Below are 15693 nucleotides of genomic sequence, written 5' to 3'. Positions count from 1 at the left end.
GGTCTTTGTATCAAATACTTAGTACATTGATTCAAAGACTTGGGGGTCTTCGTCGTGTTGCTCAACCTGCCACCGCTGCTTGTCCTGGGCCCATTTGTGGGCGTGATTGTGGTGTACCTGTTCCTGAGGCTCCAGGTGTGGTCCACGCCCGATGCCCAGTCCGTCGCGTCGCACGGACTCTGGGTGGGAATCATCGGCTGGGTAGCCAGTTCCTTGCAAGGTGCGATGACTGCCGGGATCCTTCGTGGGAGCCCCATGGGGTCCAGCGCCCCTGCCGCTCCCGATCAGATTGCCGGCGCCCTTGCCTGGCCGATCCTTGCGACACTGGCTGTCCATGCCCTGGGCCAGCTGAGTTACCCAGCACCCAAAGCGCCGCGAAGGTACGCCGAACTGGCCGTACGCAGGGTCCGGGATTTCCTGCCGCGTGCACTGACGTGGACTACGGTGGCGATTTTCACCTACGCGGCGCTGGTCATTGCGTGGACGGCGACGCTGCCTGCGCACACGCCGGTACTCCCCTCGCCACCGTCGGCACCCGTTTCGCCCAATTACACCGGTTACGGTGGCCAAGGACAGGACGGCAGGATTCCCGGACCGGAACTGGCCGCGTGGCTTGGTGGCGCTTTGCTGGTCCTGGCACTGGGAACATGGCTGGCGCTCCTCTTGATCGCCCGCCGCAGGCACCTCGAAACGCTCGACGGCGACGATAACCGCGCCCTCCGGATCATCGCCACAAACCGTTTGCTGCGGACCGTTGCCACCATCGCGGCCGGTTTGGCATCGGTTGCGGGGAACTTCGCCGCACAGCCGGCCCCGGGAGCCATGTGGCAGTCCTCCTGGGTCAACTATCTCGGTATCGTCAACATGGCCGTGTTGATCGCCATGTGGTGGTGGCGCGTCCCAGGGCTCCCTTCCCTGGTCGCGGCAAGGCAGACCACCAGCGCCAACACCTTACGGACTGATCCGGGTGCACACCCTGCAGCCAAGTTAGCCGCATCAATTGGTCCCGCACTGGGAATCATCGGCGGCCTTACGCTCCTGGCCGGACCGGGATTGGCCCTCATGCCCGGCGATATTCCGAGCTCCGTCAGGCCCCCTGGCATCCTGGCCGTCATGGCATCGCTGATCCTTCTGGCGATTTCCTGCGGAGAGTTGCTGATCGCCCGCAACTACGGCGCCGCCGACGCTCCAGTCCGGTGGCCCCGCCAACCCGTATCCAGGGGACTCCTGACCGTCGCGATTGTCAGCGCCCTGATCTGCGCACTTTCCGTAGCCTTCACCGCGGCGGGCCAAGAACTGCTTCCGGGTCCTCCCGCTTGGCCCGCCAGCCTGGCCATGACGGCCGCCGTTGCAATTGTGGGCTCCAGTGCCATCCTCACAGTGCGTTTTCGACGCGGCGTACCGGAAGCCGAAGGTGACGCAGGACTGGACGCCGCCCTTCGAGCCATCAGTATGTATCGAATCGTCCGCACACTCGCTGCCTACTGCCTGGGGCAGGCGGCTGTCCTGCTGCTGACCAACACCGAAGCCTGGGGCGCACTCTTTCCGGCCTTCGACCGGATTGCCCCCAGCCCCGCCACCTTGATCGGCGCTGCCTTGACGGCAGCCGCAGTCCTTATCGCAGTCACCCCCGTCCGCAATCTTTTCCGCTGGATTCCCCGCGGCCACCAGGCCAGGCAAGGGCAACAGGTCCCGTGACGGCAAGGATAGCGATCGATCTCTCCGACCCGGTACCGCCGTATGAACAGATCCGCAGGCAGCTCAGCTCGCTGATCGTCGTCGGGGTTCTTGAACCCGGAAGCCGTCTGCCAACGGTGCGCAGCCTGGCCGCGGATCTCGGGATCGCGGCTGGAACGGTAGCGCGCGCGTACAAGGAATTGGAGCAGTCGGGGGTCATCGAATCACGACGCCGGAACGGGACCATCGTCGTCGGGCCACCACAGACGCCGAACGGCGCTGGTGATGCAAGCGCACAGCAACCGGGCCCCATCGAGGTGATTGCCGCCGTCGACGGCCTGATCCTGACAGCGCGGGCGGCTGGATTGGGTGATGAGACACTCATGGATCTGCTACGGGGTCGATTGGCTGAACGAAGTAAGCTGGAAGGGTGAGCATCCCCACCCCATATGAAGACCTTCTGCGCGACGTCATGGCCAACGGCACGCACAAATCGGACCGCACCGGCACTGGAACGCGAAGCGTATTCGGCCGCCAGTTGCGCTTCGATCTTGCAGAGAGCTTCCCTCTCATCACCACCAAGCGGGTTCACTTCAAGTCTGTAGCGGTTGAGCTCCTGTGGTTCCTCCGCGGCGATTCGAACGTGAAGTGGATGCAGGATCAGGGCGTCTCCATTTGGGATGAATGGGCAGATGCCGATGGCGAACTCGGCCCTGTCTATGGTGTCCAGTGGCGCAGCTGGCCCACGCCCGACGGCGGACACATCGACCAGATCTCCGAACTCATGACCAACCTGGCTGCCAATCCGGATTCCCGGCGCCACATTGTGTCGGCGTGGAATGTGTCGGAGCTCAAAGATATGGCCCTGCCGCCTTGCCACGCGTTTTTCCAGTTCTACGTGGCCGACGGCAAACTCTCCTGCCAGCTGTACCAGCGCTCGGCCGACACTTTCCTGGGCGTGCCCTTCAACATCGCTTCTTACGCCTTGCTGACGCGCATGGTCGCGCAGCAGCTTGGCCTCGAACCTGGCGAGTTCGTCTGGACGGGCGGCGACGTCCACGTCTATGACAACCACGTGGAGCAGGTCGCCGAACAGCTCAGCCGCGAGCCCTACGAGTACCCGCAGCTGAAAATCCTGCGAAAGCCGGACTCGATCTTCGACTACACGCTGGATGACTTCGAGGTTGTGGACTACCGCCACCACCCCACCATCAAGGCCCCGATCGCCGTATGAGCGATCCGAGCAATGCCGCCAACTCCGCGGAGGAATCACCGGCACAGCTTCCCGGCGTGATCTTCACCCAGGAAACCGCTGCTGCCATGACCGGCATCGGCATGATCTGGGCCCAAACCCCCTCGGGTGTGATCGGCAAGGATGGCAGCATGCCATGGCACCTTCCCGAGGACCTGAAACACTTCAGCAAGCTCACCACGGGCCACCCCGTCATCATGGGCCGCAAGACGTGGGAATCCTTTCCGGACAAGTACCGTCCGTTGCCCGGCCGCACCAACATTGTGGTGACCCGCAACGCGGAGTGGGCGTCAACGCCCGAGGCCGCGGGCGCCGTCGTGGTTTCCTCGCTTGACGAAGCCCTGCTCGAGTCGCAGTTCGCGCCCGGCGGCCAGAAAGTCTGGATTATCGGCGGCGGCGAGATCTTCCGTCAGTCAATGGAGGTTGCCAACCTCGCCGTGGTGACCATCATCGATGCCGATCCCGAAGGCGATACCTTCGCCCCGGAGCTCGGCAAAGACTGGACCTTTGAGGCAGTGGCGCCCGCCCAGGGCTGGTTCACCGCCAAGAACGGCACAAACTACCGGTTCACCACATGGCGCCGGCCGGAAAGCTAGGAAAGTTCCACCATGCTTAAGAAACCCGAAACCCTCTTTGTGCTCGGCTACATGCTGTTGCCGCTCTTCGCGCTGCTCTCGGCCGTTGTAGGGCTCACCATGATCCTGGGTGGCAACAAGATCGTGGGCATCATTGTTCTGGTGGTCGTCACACAGATATTCACCTTTGGTGCCTTCTTCGCCCTGCGCAAGCGCAAGGCCGCGCTGGCGCAGGAGCCCGACGCCGGCCGCTAGGCCCGCGTCGGCTTGACGGCCGCTGCACCATGGCCGCGTCGTGCAAGGTGATCGTGACGTAACCGACAGCGGCAGTTCGCTCCGAAAGTTTAGACTGGGTGAATGACTACAGCAGCTAATCCGTCCGTTGGACTGGTCGGTTGGCGTGGCATGGTCGGTTCCGTCCTGATGCACCGCATGCAGGAAGAGAACGACTTCGCCAACATCAACCCGGTATTTTTCTCCACCTCGAACGCAGGAGGTGCCGCCCCGTCCTTCGCTGATGGGGCCGGCAAGCTCGAGGACGCGTTCGATATTGAGACGCTGGCCAAGCTGCCGATTATTGTCACCGCCCAGGGCGGGGATTACACCAAGCAGGTCCACGGCGAACTCCGCAGCCGTGGCTGGGACGGCCTGTGGATCGACGCTGCCTCAACGCTGCGCATGAACGATGACTCGATCATCGTGCTGGATCCGATCAACCGCGACGTCATCGACGCCGGCCTGTCCGGCGGGGTCAAGGACTTCATCGGCGGCAACTGTACGGTTTCCTGCATGCTCATGGGCCTTGGCGGGCTCTTCAAGAACAACTTGGTGGAGTGGGGCACGTCCATGACGTACCAGGCTGCCTCCGGCGGCGGCGCCCGCCACATGCGCGAGCTCCTCAACCAGTTCGGCACCCTCAACAACGAGGTCAGCAGCGAACTGGAAGATCCTGCGTCTGCCATCCTCGAAATCGACCACAAGGTCCTCGCAGCACAGCGTACCGGCGTTGACGCCACTCAGTTCGGCGTACCGCTGGCCGGTTCGCTGATTCCCTGGATCGATGCCGACCTCGGCAACGGCCAGTCCAAAGAAGAGTGGAAGGCCGGGGTTGAGACCAACAAGATCCTCGGTACCGGCAAGGGCACCGAAGGCAAGGACCACATCGCCATGGATGGCCTGTGTGTCCGCATCGGCGCCATGCGTTCGCACTCCCAGGCCCTCACGCTCAAGCTCCGCGAAGACCTGTCTGTCACGGAGATCGAGAACCTGCTGGCCAAGGACAACGAGTGGGCCAAGGTCATTCCCAACACCAAGGAAGCGTCCATGGCGGACCTGACCCCCGTGGCAGCCTCCGGCACGCTGGACATTCCCGTTGGCCGTATCCGCAAGCTCGAAATGGGCCCGGAATACATCAGCGCCTTCACCGTGGGCGACCAGCTCCTGTGGGGTGCAGCCGAGCCGCTGCGCCGCATGCTGAATATCGTGACGGGCAAGCTCTAAGAACCAGTTCGTCGCTAACCCGCTGTTCCGTTGCTCCCCAGCAGCGGGCAGCGGGTTTTCTGCGTTCCGCCTGCGTGCCGACTCATCAGTTGCCAAACCGCTGTTTAGTTGCCGGCCAACGACGCAGAAGCGGGGAGGGAACGAGCTTGCGGCACACCGAGCTCCACCGCAGCCCTCAACCCGCCATGAACTTCAGATACGCCCGTCCCTGTGCCTGGAAGGAACGCTGAGTCGCGGGTCCGAGCTCCCCGGTAAAGGGTTCCGGAACCACACCCAAAGCTTTGCCATTGCCCGTCCTGGCCCAGGTGCCCACGACTTCCCCGCCTGCCACCATGATGCGCTTGAACACCCCGTTCTTGCCGGGCACCACCAATTCGGCGTGCTCCGGTGCCAAGACGAGGCTCCGGTCCTGGTAGCCGAGCAGGTATTCATCGAAGCCCGGGAGTGCCAGCATTGAGCGGGAGCCGGGCACGCCGTCGTCGAGCATTGCTGCTGTCTCGGGCGAGAGCCAATAGCTGGTACCCCCGAAGTCCAATTCCACCAACCGGTCCTGTACTGAGGCCAGAGCCTTGCGCGCCTCCGTCAAGGGCACTTGGCTCCACCAGGCGAAGTCCTTCACCGTGGCCGGGCCGTGGCTCCGGACATAACGGAACAGGAGCTCGGCAATGCCTTCCTCGCGGCCCAGGTCCCGGGAGTTCTCGATCCAGGCGTCGAACGGAACAAACAGCTGTTGTGCACCGGGTTTGCCGCCTGAATCTGCCATGGGCCCCTGGACCAGCCAAGCCCGCTGGCACAGGCTTCCGATGAGATGGATGCCCCGCTGGGCCTTGGTGACTTGCCCGGCTTCCTCGAAGGCCTGAAACAGTTGCTCCCGCGTAGCTCCCGGCCTGGCGTCGACGGCGTTGAGTGCCTCCACTGTTTTGAGGGCGATGTCCCGGCACTGGCTGATGTCCTCCGGCGTGATATCAAGCTCGCGGTGCCGTCCCGCAACCATGTTCATGAGCCGCCCGCTGGTGATGTCCAGGATCCAGCGGAGGTCTTCCGGGGCCAGGAGGTGCAAGGTTCCGCGCATGGGCCACGAGCGGACTACGGTCCCGGCATCGAGGGCTCCCCGCACATCCGACGCAGCGCTCCCGGGAACGCGCTGCCCCACGGCCCAGAGGGCCGAGCCAAGGTCCTGCGCCTGCATGGCCGTCATCCACCGGACGGCATCGGGCACGGAGGCAAAGCCTTGACCCAGGAGTCCCTGGCTGGCCAGCCGGAGCCGTCCCATGACCTTTGGAGTGACAGCGCTTGTGAGGCGGACTCGGGTTGCAGGCATGCTTCATCCTAAGAGTGCCCGGACAGCTCAGGGAACCTTGCAACGCCTCACAGCCGTCTTCCAGCCGGACTTTCTATGCTGGGGGCATGCTCTTCGGTGATCTTGCTCCGCTCATGCGGCCCTTGAGCCGGTGGTTGGCAACCGCCGGCTGGTGCTTCACTGCGGCCGGGCTGGGCGCAGGGCTGATGGTGGCCGTCGGAACCGGGGTAAGCCTCTCCCCCTCCATGCAGACCATCCAGACTGCAGGTTTGGTGGCAACAGCGATAGCTGCGTTGCTCATCGGGACCGCCACGGTGAGCCAACCAGTGGCCGAGCAGGACGACGATTCCCCCGAACCATGGTTCTATCCAGCAGCGGCAGCCCATGTGCGCAGTTTCCTGCTGGGGGCAATCGTGATGATGATGGGCTTGGTAGGTTTCGCAGCCGCCGGACTCTTCATGCCCAGCGGACCATCACCACAGAGCGTGGCGTTCAGCCAGATATTCCTGCTGGGCGCTGTCAGTTGTGGACTCACGTTCCTGCTGCTCAATAGAGTGCTGCCCGCTGGAGAGCGCAGGACCCGCTAGGTCCTGGGACCAAGCTCCTGCCGCCAGTTGCTAGAGCGCTACCCCGATCAGCAATGGTTCCGGGTGCAGTTCAATACCAAAGCGTTCGACGACGCCGGACCTCACCTCGCGCGCTACCGCCACCATGTCCGCAGCAGAAGCCGTGCCCCGGTTGGTGATGGCCAGCGTGTGCTTGGTGGACAACGAAGCCCTGCCACCGGAGACGCTGGACTCTTCCAACCCGAAGCCCTTGCCGAACCCGGCCTGGTCGATCAGCCAGGCCGCCGAAAGCTTGACGAGGCCATCAGCACCCGCCGGGTAGCGTGGAGCGTTGTCCGGGAGCTCCGCAGCCCTGTCCACGGGCACGATGGGGTTGGTGAAGAAGGAACCCGTGGAATACGTGTCCCGATCTGCGGCGTCCAGGACCATGCCCTTGGAGGCACGGAGGCGCAGCACTTCACGCCGGACATCATTGGCGTAGGCGCGCTTGCCCGGCTCCACACCCAGCACGCGCGCAAGCTCGGCGTACCGGATGGGGGCGCTCATGCGGCCCAGCGGCAATTGGAACTCCACCGTCAGGACCACGTACCGGGGCGAACCCTCCACTGTGGTTTGCTTCAGAATGGAATCGCGATAGCCGAACTTGAGCTCGGAATTCGTGAAGGTCTGGACTGCGTTGCGCTGACGGTCCCAGGTCCGGACAGCGGCGATGGTCTGCGAAACGTCCGCGCCGTACGCCCCTACATTCTGCACGGGTGTGGCACCCGTGGCGCCGGGGATCCCGGACAGCGCTTCAAGGCCGGACCAGGCGTGCAGCACAGAGTGCTCCACCAAGGCATCCCAGTTGTGGCCGGCTTGGACCACAACGGACACGCCACCACAGCTGTCTTCAGAGTCCACAGTGAAGCCTTGGGACGCGATCCTCAGGACTGTGCCAGGGTAGCCTTCGTCTGAGATCAGCAGGTTGGAGCCGCCTCCGATGATCAGGAGTTTCTCCCCCGCAGCGTCAGCCGATCGCACGGCGTCGATGATCTCAGCCTCGGTGCGGGCCTCCACAAAGTTCCCTGCGGGGCCGCCGACGGCAGCTGTGGTCAGTTCGGAAAGCAGCGTCTGGGTCACCAATCAAGCCTAACGGGGATTGGTTGTCTCCGCGGACGCGGTGGACCGCTTGCGTGACACCGGGGCCAGGAAGAAGCTGATGACCAGCAGCGCAAGCGGAGCCAGCAGTGAGTGCAGGATGCCGAAGTGTTCCGCCAGCAAGCCCAGCAGCGGTGGCCCGCAGAGGAAGGCCCCGTAGCCAATCGTGGAGACCACCGAAACACGGGCCGCAGCATGGACAGGATCATCAGCGGCGGCGGACATGCCAACTGGGAACCCCAGCGATGCGCCCAAGCCCCACACTGCCAACGCGACGAACGCGAGCCAGGGAACCGGCGAAAAGACAAAGAGCGCAAGACCAACGACGGCGGTGGCCGAGCACCAGCGCATCACCGCCACCCGCCCGAAGCGGTCCAGGACCACAGTCCCGGCAAACCGGCCGATGGTCATGAACGTCACGAAAAGGCCGTAACCGACTGCGCCGGCGGCATCGGACTGGCCATAGCCGTCGGACAACGCCAACGCCACCCAGTCCCCCGCGGCACCTTCGGCCAGTGCCAGCCCCAGGACCAGGAGACCGATCAGCAGGGTCCGCCGGTCACGCCATGCGAGGGCCACCAGCCGTTTGTTGTCGAGCGGCGCTGCGTTTTTGCCCGGCTCAGGCTGCTGCTCCGGAGTGATGATGGGCAGCGGCCCGGTGGAGGGGTCTTCAAAAGTGTCCGGCTGGTCCGGGTGATAGGTGCGTCCGGCGAGGGCAAACTGGTCGGCGCGGAACCAGAAACCGGCAGTCACCACGGAGCCCGAGACCACGAGGCCGGCCAGCAGGAAGTGCCAGAACACCGGCAGGTGCACTGCTGCGGCCCAGGCACCGAAACCCGCTGCAGCTACGGTGCCCAAGCTGAAGGCGCCGTGAAGTCGGGGCATGATGTGCCGTTCCAGCGCACGTTCGAGTGCCGCGCCTTCAACGTTCGACGCCGTATTCCAGCTGGCGGTGCCGAGTCCCACGATCACCAGCCCGGTAGCCACCACCAGCGGGTTGGCGGCAATCGAGGCTCCAAAGCCCACGGTAGCCAGGCCCAGCCCCACCATAATGCTGCCGATCCGGGTGGTGAGCTTGGAACCTAGCCGCAGGACGATGAGGCCCGACGCCGAAATCGAAATGAACGACGCTACGGTCATGCACATCAGCAGGAGTCCGATACCACCCGGCGTAAGGTCCAGCCCGTCGCGGATGGCAGGCAGGCGGGACACCCAGGTGGCGAAGGCGATGCCGCTGGCCGCATAGGAGGCAACGACAGCGGCGCGCCACCGCGACATGTCTGTCGAACTGGCGCGCCGCTGGGAAGTGTTCAGTTGGTTCAAGAGACCTTCACAACTGCTTGGGACTTCATGAGGACCTTCTGCCCGGCTGCCATGACGGTGAGGTCAATGCGCGCGGTGCCTGCCTCGGCGTCGAGCGCTCCCACCACACCGGTGACGTCAATGACAGCCCCAGCTTCGGCAGTACCGGTGGTATCGGTGACAAGCACAGGCTTGGTGAATCGGGTCTGGTAGTCGACGACGGCGGCTGGGTCGCCCGCCCAGTCACTCACCAGCTGGACTGCCGCTCCCATGGTGAACATGCCGTGCGCGATCACACCCGGCAGTTCCACGGACGTGGCAAAAGCTTCGTTCCAATGGATCGGGTTGAAGTCCCCGGAGGCTCCGGCGTACTTGACCAGATCCTGGCGGGTGACCTCGATGCTGCGGGTGCCGATCTCCTGGCCCACCGTCAGTTCGTCAAATATGGGGCTCATGGCTACTGTCCCTCTCCGCGGACCAGGATGGACGAGGTGGTGGTGGCGACCTTCTCGCCGGACACGGTGGTGATCTCCGAGCGGGTGGTGATCATGGCTCCCCCACCCATGGCGCGGACGCCGTCCACGTGCAGTTCTGCCACGAGCTGGTCGCCCGCAACGATCGGCCGGTGGTGCGTGAAGCGCTGGTCGGCGTGGACCACGCGGGAGAAGTCGATGCCGGACTCGGGGTCCTCCACCAGCTGCGCGTCGGCGCGCTGGGCAACGATGATGGCGAAGGTGGGGGGCGCTACGAGGTCGCTGTGGCCCAAGGCTTTTGCAGCCTCCACATCGAAGTGGGCGGGGTTGCCAGCCTTCACGGCTTTGGCGAACTCGCGGATCTTTTCACGGCCGACGTCGTAGACCTCTGCGGCAGGGTAGCTTCGGCCCTGCAGGTCCGGATTGATACTCATGGTCCAACCCTATCCGGTGGTCCAACCCTCGCGGCTGGTCCAGCCCCATCGGCCCACGATGCGGGCTGGTGTGTGCCGTTATTTCTTGTAGTTCTTTCGGATCTGTTGGCCGCGCACCACCAGGCCGCCCACATGGAGCAGCAGCCCCGCACCGATCACGGGCAGCGATGCCATAGCAAGGCCTTGGTTGCCGGAGGTGTTCCCCACAATGGAGAGGATCAGTCCGATGGCGATCAGGCCCATGGCGCTGAAAACCAGCGCTTTGTAGGCAGTGGATGCGGTGGCCCAGAATTCGTTCAGCACCGTCCAAGTCTACCGGGGTGCGTTGCGAGGCCCGGTCTGCGCTTTCAATCCCAGGAATAGGACGCAGAGCGGGCCCCGCAACGGCCTAGAAGAGAGAATCCTGCAGGGCTGGGATGTCCGTGGTGTGCTCGCCGAACTCGATCTTCCGGCCCTTGAGCCCGCCAAGGTCCGCCACAAAACTGCCTTCGACGTCGTTTCCCGCAGCATCGGACAGCGTTGCCAGGGCGATGGGACCGGAAAGCGAGCGGACGCGCAGGCCGTGCCCGCCGCCGTCGAACGCTGCAGGGTACGGGTGGCGCATACCGGCGCCAGGGAACGATCCCGTGCACAGCGGGTCCGCCAGTGCGGGCCTCTCCCACTCCTCCTCCACAACGGCGAAGCCGGTCATGGCAAGGCCACCGAGCAACTCCCGCACGTTCGTGGCCTCACGGCGGTTGATGGCAGAAAGTTCGACGACGGGACGCGGGTCCACAAGGGCCGCCGCCTTGGCTGCGGACCGGATTTGCTGGACGAGCCCGAGTTCGCGGGTCACCAGATCTTCCAGCACGCGCACAACGCGGCCGTCCTCGGCATGGGCAACATACGATGCGTGCACGGCACCTTGCTCGGCCAAGCGGTTCCACTTGCGTTGCGCCGATGCCGTACCGATCTTGCTGGCACCGTTGGCAAAGGTGGCCACATAGAGCCAGTGCGGCTGCATGAGGTAGGCGCGCAGTCCCGGCGGAACGGAGCCGCCGCGGTGGAAGTCATGCATGAGCCGGGAGTCATCCCTGGCAAAGCAGGCGCCGCATTGCTTCCCGCGTTCGGCCGGCGAACCGCTCCGGCACGGAACATGGGTGCGGTCGCCAGGACCATGGACCTTGGTGTGGCCGAGGCACCACATTCCGGGCACGACGCGCAGGCCCAGGGAAGAACCCCGGGCCAACGCAACATCAGTGAACTCCGCATCCGGCGACAGGAGCCGCAACGCTGGGGAGGAAGAGTCCCAAACCACACCGTGGACGAGCATGGTTACAGGGAGGGCTGGACTCCGAAGGCAACTGCGAGCTTCATGATCTTCTCAGCGCGGCCCAAACGGGGAAGGTCGGAGCCGTCGCGGATAACCCGGCCGTTGGCTTCGAAGTCGTTCATGAAGTCGGTGGCCCAGGCGACGTCCGAAGGCGTGGGGCTGATAACTTCATTGATCACGGTGGTCTGGTCAATGGCCAGGCACAGCTTGCCCGTCATGCCCATGGTGACCGTGATACCGGTCTGTTCGCGCAGGATCGGGTGGTTGGTGCCGACGGTCGGGCCGTCAATCGGGCCCGGCAGGTTACCCACGCGGCTGGCCACAACGAGCTTGGCACGGGGGTAAGCCATGGCTTCCGGCGTGGCTGCCATACCGGTATCGCGGCGGAAGTCGCCCGAGCCGAAGGCCAAGCGGAATGCACCCTGGGCGCGTGCGATGTGGTTGGCTTCCTCGATGCCGAGGGCGGATTCCACCAAAGCAATCACGGGAGTCTTGCCGTCCATGCGGTGGAAGGACTCGGTGACCTGGTCAGCGGACTCGGTCTTGGCCAGCATCACGCCGAGCAGCCCCGGAGTGCCGCGCAGGCCGGCGAGATCGTCGGCCCAGAAAGGGCTGGTGGCGTCGTTGATGCGCACCCATGCCTGGCCACCGGCGGCCAGCCAGTCCACCACGTGGCCGCGGGCGGTGTCCTTCTGGGACGGGTCCACGGCATCTTCGATGTCCAGGATGATGGCGTCTGCCCGTGAACCCGCGGATTCGTCAAAGAGCTCCGTTTTCATGGCATTCACAAGGAGCCAGGAACGGGCAATGTCGGCGGGAATGTTGCGGGTAGGCCGAATGGATTCGGCGGCGATGCTAGACGTCATGTATCTACCGTATCCGTCCTGCGGCCCATGCGGCGAAGAAATCCGCCCGGTTGTGAGGATCAATACGAACTAAAACGGATATGACCGGCCGCAGAGCATTCAGCGGGCCAGGATGTCCAACAACTTCCTGAAATCACTGCATCCTTTGTTCGGTGACCCGCAGGGCACAGTCTCTGTACCCATGGCGGTGTCAAGCCGCTCGATGGAGAACGCGGATAAGGTCCAGCCCAAAGGCGGATCGATGGCCGGCTCGCTGTTTGGAGCCACCTCGACAACCCTGGTCTCGCCGAGTTCGCCTGCCAAAGCTGCCGTTGCACCTGAACACTGCGTTGACGCCAAGGCACAGACGCCAGCACCTTCTTGGAGTCTTTGCTTCCATGCGGCTGCATCGGACTGGGCATCCTTGGCCTTTACACCGGCCAACGGGACCACGATTTCCGCAGCTGGCTTCGGAATGGCCGGTGCGACGTCGGAGCCTGGCGAGTTCCGGATATAGACGAAGATGGGAACAACGAACGAGGCTTTGGCCTTCTCTGCGTCCGTTACCGGTTGGTGGTCCGGAGCTGGCGCCGGTAAAGGCAGCGCGGCTTCCACGTTTCGGTTGTGTTCGGCGACGAGTGCTCCAAGTTCCCACCAAAGATCCGAGACTGTGCCTAAGCCCGAAACCTCGGCATAGCCGCCGTCGATTGCTTGCAGGGATGGAGCCGCTGCCACGTTGTCGGGGCATCCGGCGGGCTGTCCGGACTCACTATCACCCGGGTAGAACACCCTGCCGGCCGGGGAAATAATGGGGAACCGCGCCGAAAGTCCTACGGCAGTTGACCAGTTGAATTGTGTGTTGCAGAAATGGCCGCTCTTTAGAAGATCGATCGTGACTGGCTGGCCTTCCGGTTCGCCACACCCCGGCTTCCGGGGATCCGCTGTGGCCGTCACGAGGTCCAGCTGACTGACAACCAGCCGGCATCCCGAACCAGTAGCAGTTGAATTGAGGATCAACGCACCCGCAGGTCCCCTCTCCGAGACATCGAATGCGCCACCGAGCTTGTCTGCCTGCCCTTCCCAGATGGTCTCCATGAGTCCCGCACGGTCGTGCCACTTCCACCCATCGCCCTGGTCCGTGGGCATCATCACTCCGGCCCCCTCTGCCACGAGGTCGCCCACTATGGCCCCCGCGACTCCGGCAGCCAAGGCATCCGGCGCAGCCACCTCATCCACGGCACGAACAATCTCAGGGCTTGAATCGTAGAGATTGACCAACGTCAGGCCCAGGGAGCCACCACTGACCCCGCTCGATGCGAAGCTTGCCACGCCGCCGCATCTGATACCGGCGTTGGTATCGGCATCCACAATTTGAGCGAATACCCTCGCCGTCCAGCTGGCGGCCCTGATCCCTCCACCCTCCGAGGCAACCAGCAGCATGGGCCGCACCGTCTTCCCCGTGACGCCGGACGCCCGTTCGCAAGGCGTGCTCTCTTCCAGCCAGGCTGCGAACCGCTTCTGGATGTCCTCGCGCACGGAGCCCGGCTTTTCCTGAGTTACCTGGTGCAGGGCATGGACCTGCGCATTTCCACCGTTGAGCTGCCCAATGGCAATCACTGCGACCAGTAACGTCAACAGTGGATTCGCGGTGAATCCCATGAGCTGGAAGATCTCCAACGGCCGTTGATCCTGGACAAGGACCACGAGGTAACCGATCACCAGGGCCCATGCTCCAACCCCGCCCACAGCGGTGGCGGAAACGCCGATGGTTTTCGTCACGGGGCCGGGAATCATCGCCAGGAATGCAAGGAACAGCACCGCCAGAACGAAGAAGAGCAGTAGCAGCTTCCGGAAGAAGGCAGGGGAACCAACACTTGGCTTCAGGAGGTCTGCCATCCTTCGACGGCCACTGCCCGAAATTGCCCGATCAGTGATGCGACGAACCAGCCATGCTTTGACGGGATAGACAGCCACAGCCAGCAGTGACCCGAAGATCAGGAAGAACACCGCCCATCCGATCGGCGTGGCGCCGGGCTGGATGAAGTGCTTCGCAACTGGTCCGGTAAACGATCTGACGCTCGCTAGCCCGGAAACGGCAAGCAACGCGACCGCCAAGTTGTCGCCTCCGCACCATGCATCCAATGCACGCGTTCGGTCTTCATCGACCCTGGGCAGCGGAATTGAGTCGCCCTTTCGCGTCAGGTTATGGCGGATTCGCAACGAAATGAGGACCAGGACCAGCGGCGGACCAATAAAAAGAACCAACTGAAACCAGGAAAGTTGCCCGTTTGGCGCTACCCACAGGCTTCCCATGAGTATCGCCAGCGGCCCAATCATCCACCACCAGCGGCTCGGCATGTTCTCAGGAACCTTTCCCAGCACCCACAATTTCCACGCCAGATCAGAACGCCTGCGCCCCAGGACAAACAGCCCCAGAGTCACCAGCACCACAGCGAAGACTGTGCTCCACCAACTGGCACTGAGCAGCCCCTCCACGGCCCAGAGGCGCTGGGAATCGGGCATTTGGTCGTTGACCCCGGGGATGGGCAGGAGCGCCAAGACCGCAATCACGGCGATGACTGCTGCCGAGAACCGCTGGAAATGTAACGTCCGCACAATCCTCCACGCCGCTTGGCCTATCCGACTCCGCACGGCGGGAAACGCGAGACAACAGATCAGGAAGAAGACAAACGTCAGCCATTTGATGGTGGCAACGACCGCCAGGCTGGTTGCCACCCATCCAGTTTCGTGGTCCCAGACGGCAGCTGCTCCCAAGAACAACAGGGCAGCCTCGATCAGCTCAGCCAAGCCAAGCACGCCGGCGACGAGGCCGATCTTCCAGTATGGCCGTACCAGTCTCCAGAGCAGCCAGACATAGCTTGCGGCAAAGCCAAGGTCCAGGACCACGTGCCACCGGATCAGCGTTGCCAACCGTGGACCGTCTTCCACGTCCAGGCCACTCCAGAGCTCCCAGCTGTCCCGTCTGTCGAACGCCGCGACTCCCACGACGTCCGCAATGTTCCTACGCTCTCCAGAGACAATGAATCCGCCGATGAGCCGGTCCACTTCCGCCATAGCCAGCCAGAAGGCCACTACAACAACTAACCACGTGGCGATCTTCCAGCGTTCGATCCGCTCCTGCGCTTCCGCCTGCACCACCACTTGCACTCGCATTGGCACTTGTACTGGCACCGGCGTTGGGACTGGAGAAGCCATGGCACTGTTCCTGACTCACGACGGGACATCGAGCAGCACATCAGCCCTTGGACCCCTTGGAACTGTTTCAATAGCGCCCTACGGCTTGGTGCTCATGGTGGCAT

Annotated in this window: 16 protein-coding genes; 7 read left to right on the top strand and 9 right to left on the bottom strand. The window is 63.7% G+C overall.

Annotated features, from left to right (window positions below):
* Window positions 1-54 precede the first annotated feature (54 nt).
* The 6 genes from ACIQC5_RS01840 to asd all read left to right on the top strand — a co-directional run bounded on the left by ACIQC5_RS01840 (window position 55) and on the right by asd (window position 5004).
* Window positions 55-1698 carry a hypothetical protein gene (locus tag ACIQC5_RS01840; RefSeq protein ID WP_400278011.1) on the top strand — a complete coding sequence of 548 codons (1644 nt, stop codon included), beginning with the start codon at window positions 55-57 and terminating at the stop codon, window positions 1696-1698.
* Complete coding sequence (locus ACIQC5_RS01835) at window positions 1695-2111, top strand: GntR family transcriptional regulator (protein WP_400278010.1); 417 nt, start codon at window positions 1695-1697, stop codon at window positions 2109-2111. Before ACIQC5_RS01840 ends, ACIQC5_RS01835 begins: the two co-directional genes overlap by 4 nt.
* Complete coding sequence (locus ACIQC5_RS01830) at window positions 2108-2911, top strand: thymidylate synthase (protein WP_400278008.1); 804 nt, start codon at window positions 2108-2110, stop codon at window positions 2909-2911. Before ACIQC5_RS01835 ends, ACIQC5_RS01830 begins: the two co-directional genes overlap by 4 nt.
* 86 nt (window positions 2912-2997) lie before the next feature.
* On the top strand, window positions 2998-3525 hold the full coding sequence (locus tag ACIQC5_RS01825) for a dihydrofolate reductase (protein WP_400278678.1): 528 nt from the start codon (window positions 2998-3000) through the stop codon (window positions 3523-3525).
* 12 nt (window positions 3526-3537) lie between these two features.
* Window positions 3538-3759 carry an NF038396 family protein gene (locus ACIQC5_RS01820; protein ID WP_400278007.1) on the top strand — a complete coding sequence of 74 codons (222 nt, stop codon included), beginning with the start codon at window positions 3538-3540 and terminating at the stop codon, window positions 3757-3759.
* A 102-nt stretch (window positions 3760-3861) separates the two neighbouring features.
* Complete coding sequence (gene asd / locus ACIQC5_RS01815; protein ID WP_400278005.1) at window positions 3862-5004, top strand: aspartate-semialdehyde dehydrogenase; 1143 nt, start codon at window positions 3862-3864, stop codon at window positions 5002-5004.
* A 175-nt stretch (window positions 5005-5179) separates the two neighbouring features.
* Here asd and ACIQC5_RS01810 read toward each other — a convergent pair whose 3' ends face one another.
* Window positions 5180-6325, bottom strand: coding sequence for a winged helix DNA-binding domain-containing protein (locus ACIQC5_RS01810; protein ID WP_400278004.1), 1146 nt, complete (start codon window positions 6323-6325; stop codon window positions 5180-5182).
* Window positions 6326-6411: 86 nt separating this feature from the next.
* Between ACIQC5_RS01810 and ACIQC5_RS01805 the strand changes: the two genes are divergently transcribed.
* Complete coding sequence (locus tag ACIQC5_RS01805; RefSeq protein ID WP_400278003.1) at window positions 6412-6891, top strand: hypothetical protein; 480 nt, start codon at window positions 6412-6414, stop codon at window positions 6889-6891.
* Between the two features lie 30 nt (window positions 6892-6921).
* On the opposite strand, the gene ACIQC5_RS01800 is transcribed toward ACIQC5_RS01805, so the two are convergent.
* From ACIQC5_RS01800 to ACIQC5_RS01765, 8 genes are all read right to left on the bottom strand, one after another.
* Window positions 6922-7989, bottom strand: a complete 1068-nt coding sequence (locus ACIQC5_RS01800; protein ID WP_400278002.1) for a UDP-N-acetylmuramate dehydrogenase — start codon at window positions 7987-7989, stop codon at window positions 6922-6924.
* Window positions 7990-7998: 9 nt separating this feature from the next.
* Entirely contained in the window at window positions 7999-9285 is a 1287-nt protein-coding gene (locus ACIQC5_RS01795; RefSeq protein ID WP_400278677.1) for an MFS transporter, read from the bottom strand.
* 41 nt (window positions 9286-9326) lie between these two features.
* Complete coding sequence (locus ACIQC5_RS01790) at window positions 9327-9764, bottom strand: MaoC family dehydratase (RefSeq protein ID WP_400278001.1); 438 nt, start codon at window positions 9762-9764, stop codon at window positions 9327-9329.
* Between the two features lie 2 nt (window positions 9765-9766).
* Entirely contained in the window at window positions 9767-10216 is a 450-nt protein-coding gene (locus ACIQC5_RS01785; RefSeq protein WP_400278000.1) for a MaoC family dehydratase N-terminal domain-containing protein, read from the bottom strand.
* Between the two features lie 78 nt (window positions 10217-10294).
* The gene (locus tag ACIQC5_RS01780; protein WP_400277998.1) at window positions 10295-10519 is read right to left on the bottom strand and encodes a DUF3188 domain-containing protein; all 225 of its coding nucleotides are present in this window, start codon (window positions 10517-10519) and stop codon (window positions 10295-10297) included.
* Between the two features lie 85 nt (window positions 10520-10604).
* Entirely contained in the window at window positions 10605-11528 is a 924-nt protein-coding gene (locus ACIQC5_RS01775; protein ID WP_400277997.1) for a DUF2797 domain-containing protein, read from the bottom strand.
* 2 nt (window positions 11529-11530) lie between these two features.
* Window positions 11531-12394, bottom strand: a complete 864-nt coding sequence (locus tag ACIQC5_RS01770; RefSeq protein ID WP_400277995.1) for an HpcH/HpaI aldolase/citrate lyase family protein — start codon at window positions 12392-12394, stop codon at window positions 11531-11533.
* A 99-nt stretch (window positions 12395-12493) separates the two neighbouring features.
* Window positions 12494-15589, bottom strand: a complete 3096-nt coding sequence (locus ACIQC5_RS01765) for a hypothetical protein (protein WP_400277993.1) — start codon at window positions 15587-15589, stop codon at window positions 12494-12496.
* Window positions 15590-15693 lie beyond the last annotated feature (104 nt).

The organism is Paenarthrobacter sp. NPDC092416, assembly GCF_044755025.1.
In the GTDB taxonomy this organism is placed as follows: Bacteria; Actinomycetota; Actinomycetes; order Actinomycetales; family Micrococcaceae; genus Arthrobacter.
The sequence above is the reverse complement of the archived record's forward strand: the minus strand, read 5'-3'. Positions and strand labels throughout refer to the sequence as shown.

Coding starts and splice junctions, on each gene's coding strand:
- ACIQC5_RS01825 (WP_400278678.1), top strand. CDS start 2,998: ATGACCGGCATCGGCATGATCTGGGCCCAAACCCCCTCGGGTGTGATC.
- asd (WP_400278005.1), top strand. CDS start 3,862: ATGACTACAGCAGCTAATCCGTCCGTTGGACTGGTCGGTTGGCGTGGC.
- ACIQC5_RS01805 (WP_400278003.1), top strand. CDS start 6,412: ATGCTCTTCGGTGATCTTGCTCCGCTCATGCGGCCCTTGAGCCGGTGG.
- ACIQC5_RS01770 (WP_400277995.1), bottom strand. CDS start 12,394: ATGACGTCTAGCATCGCCGCCGAATCCATTCGGCCTACCCGCAACATT.
- ACIQC5_RS01775 (WP_400277997.1), bottom strand. CDS start 11,528: ATGCTCGTCCACGGTGTGGTTTGGGACTCTTCCTCCCCAGCGTTGCGG.
- ACIQC5_RS01790 (WP_400278001.1), bottom strand. CDS start 9,764: ATGAGCCCCATATTTGACGAACTGACGGTGGGCCAGGAGATCGGCACC.
- ACIQC5_RS01820 (WP_400278007.1), top strand. CDS start 3,538: ATGCTTAAGAAACCCGAAACCCTCTTTGTGCTCGGCTACATGCTGTTG.
- ACIQC5_RS01810 (WP_400278004.1), bottom strand. CDS start 6,325: ATGCCTGCAACCCGAGTCCGCCTCACAAGCGCTGTCACTCCAAAGGTC.
- ACIQC5_RS01765 (WP_400277993.1), bottom strand. CDS start 15,589: ATGGCTTCTCCAGTCCCAACGCCGGTGCCAGTACAAGTGCCAATGCGA.
- ACIQC5_RS01795 (WP_400278677.1), bottom strand. CDS start 9,285: ATGTCGCGGTGGCGCGCCGCTGTCGTTGCCTCCTATGCGGCCAGCGGC.
- ACIQC5_RS01785 (WP_400278000.1), bottom strand. CDS start 10,216: ATGAGTATCAATCCGGACCTGCAGGGCCGAAGCTACCCTGCCGCAGAG.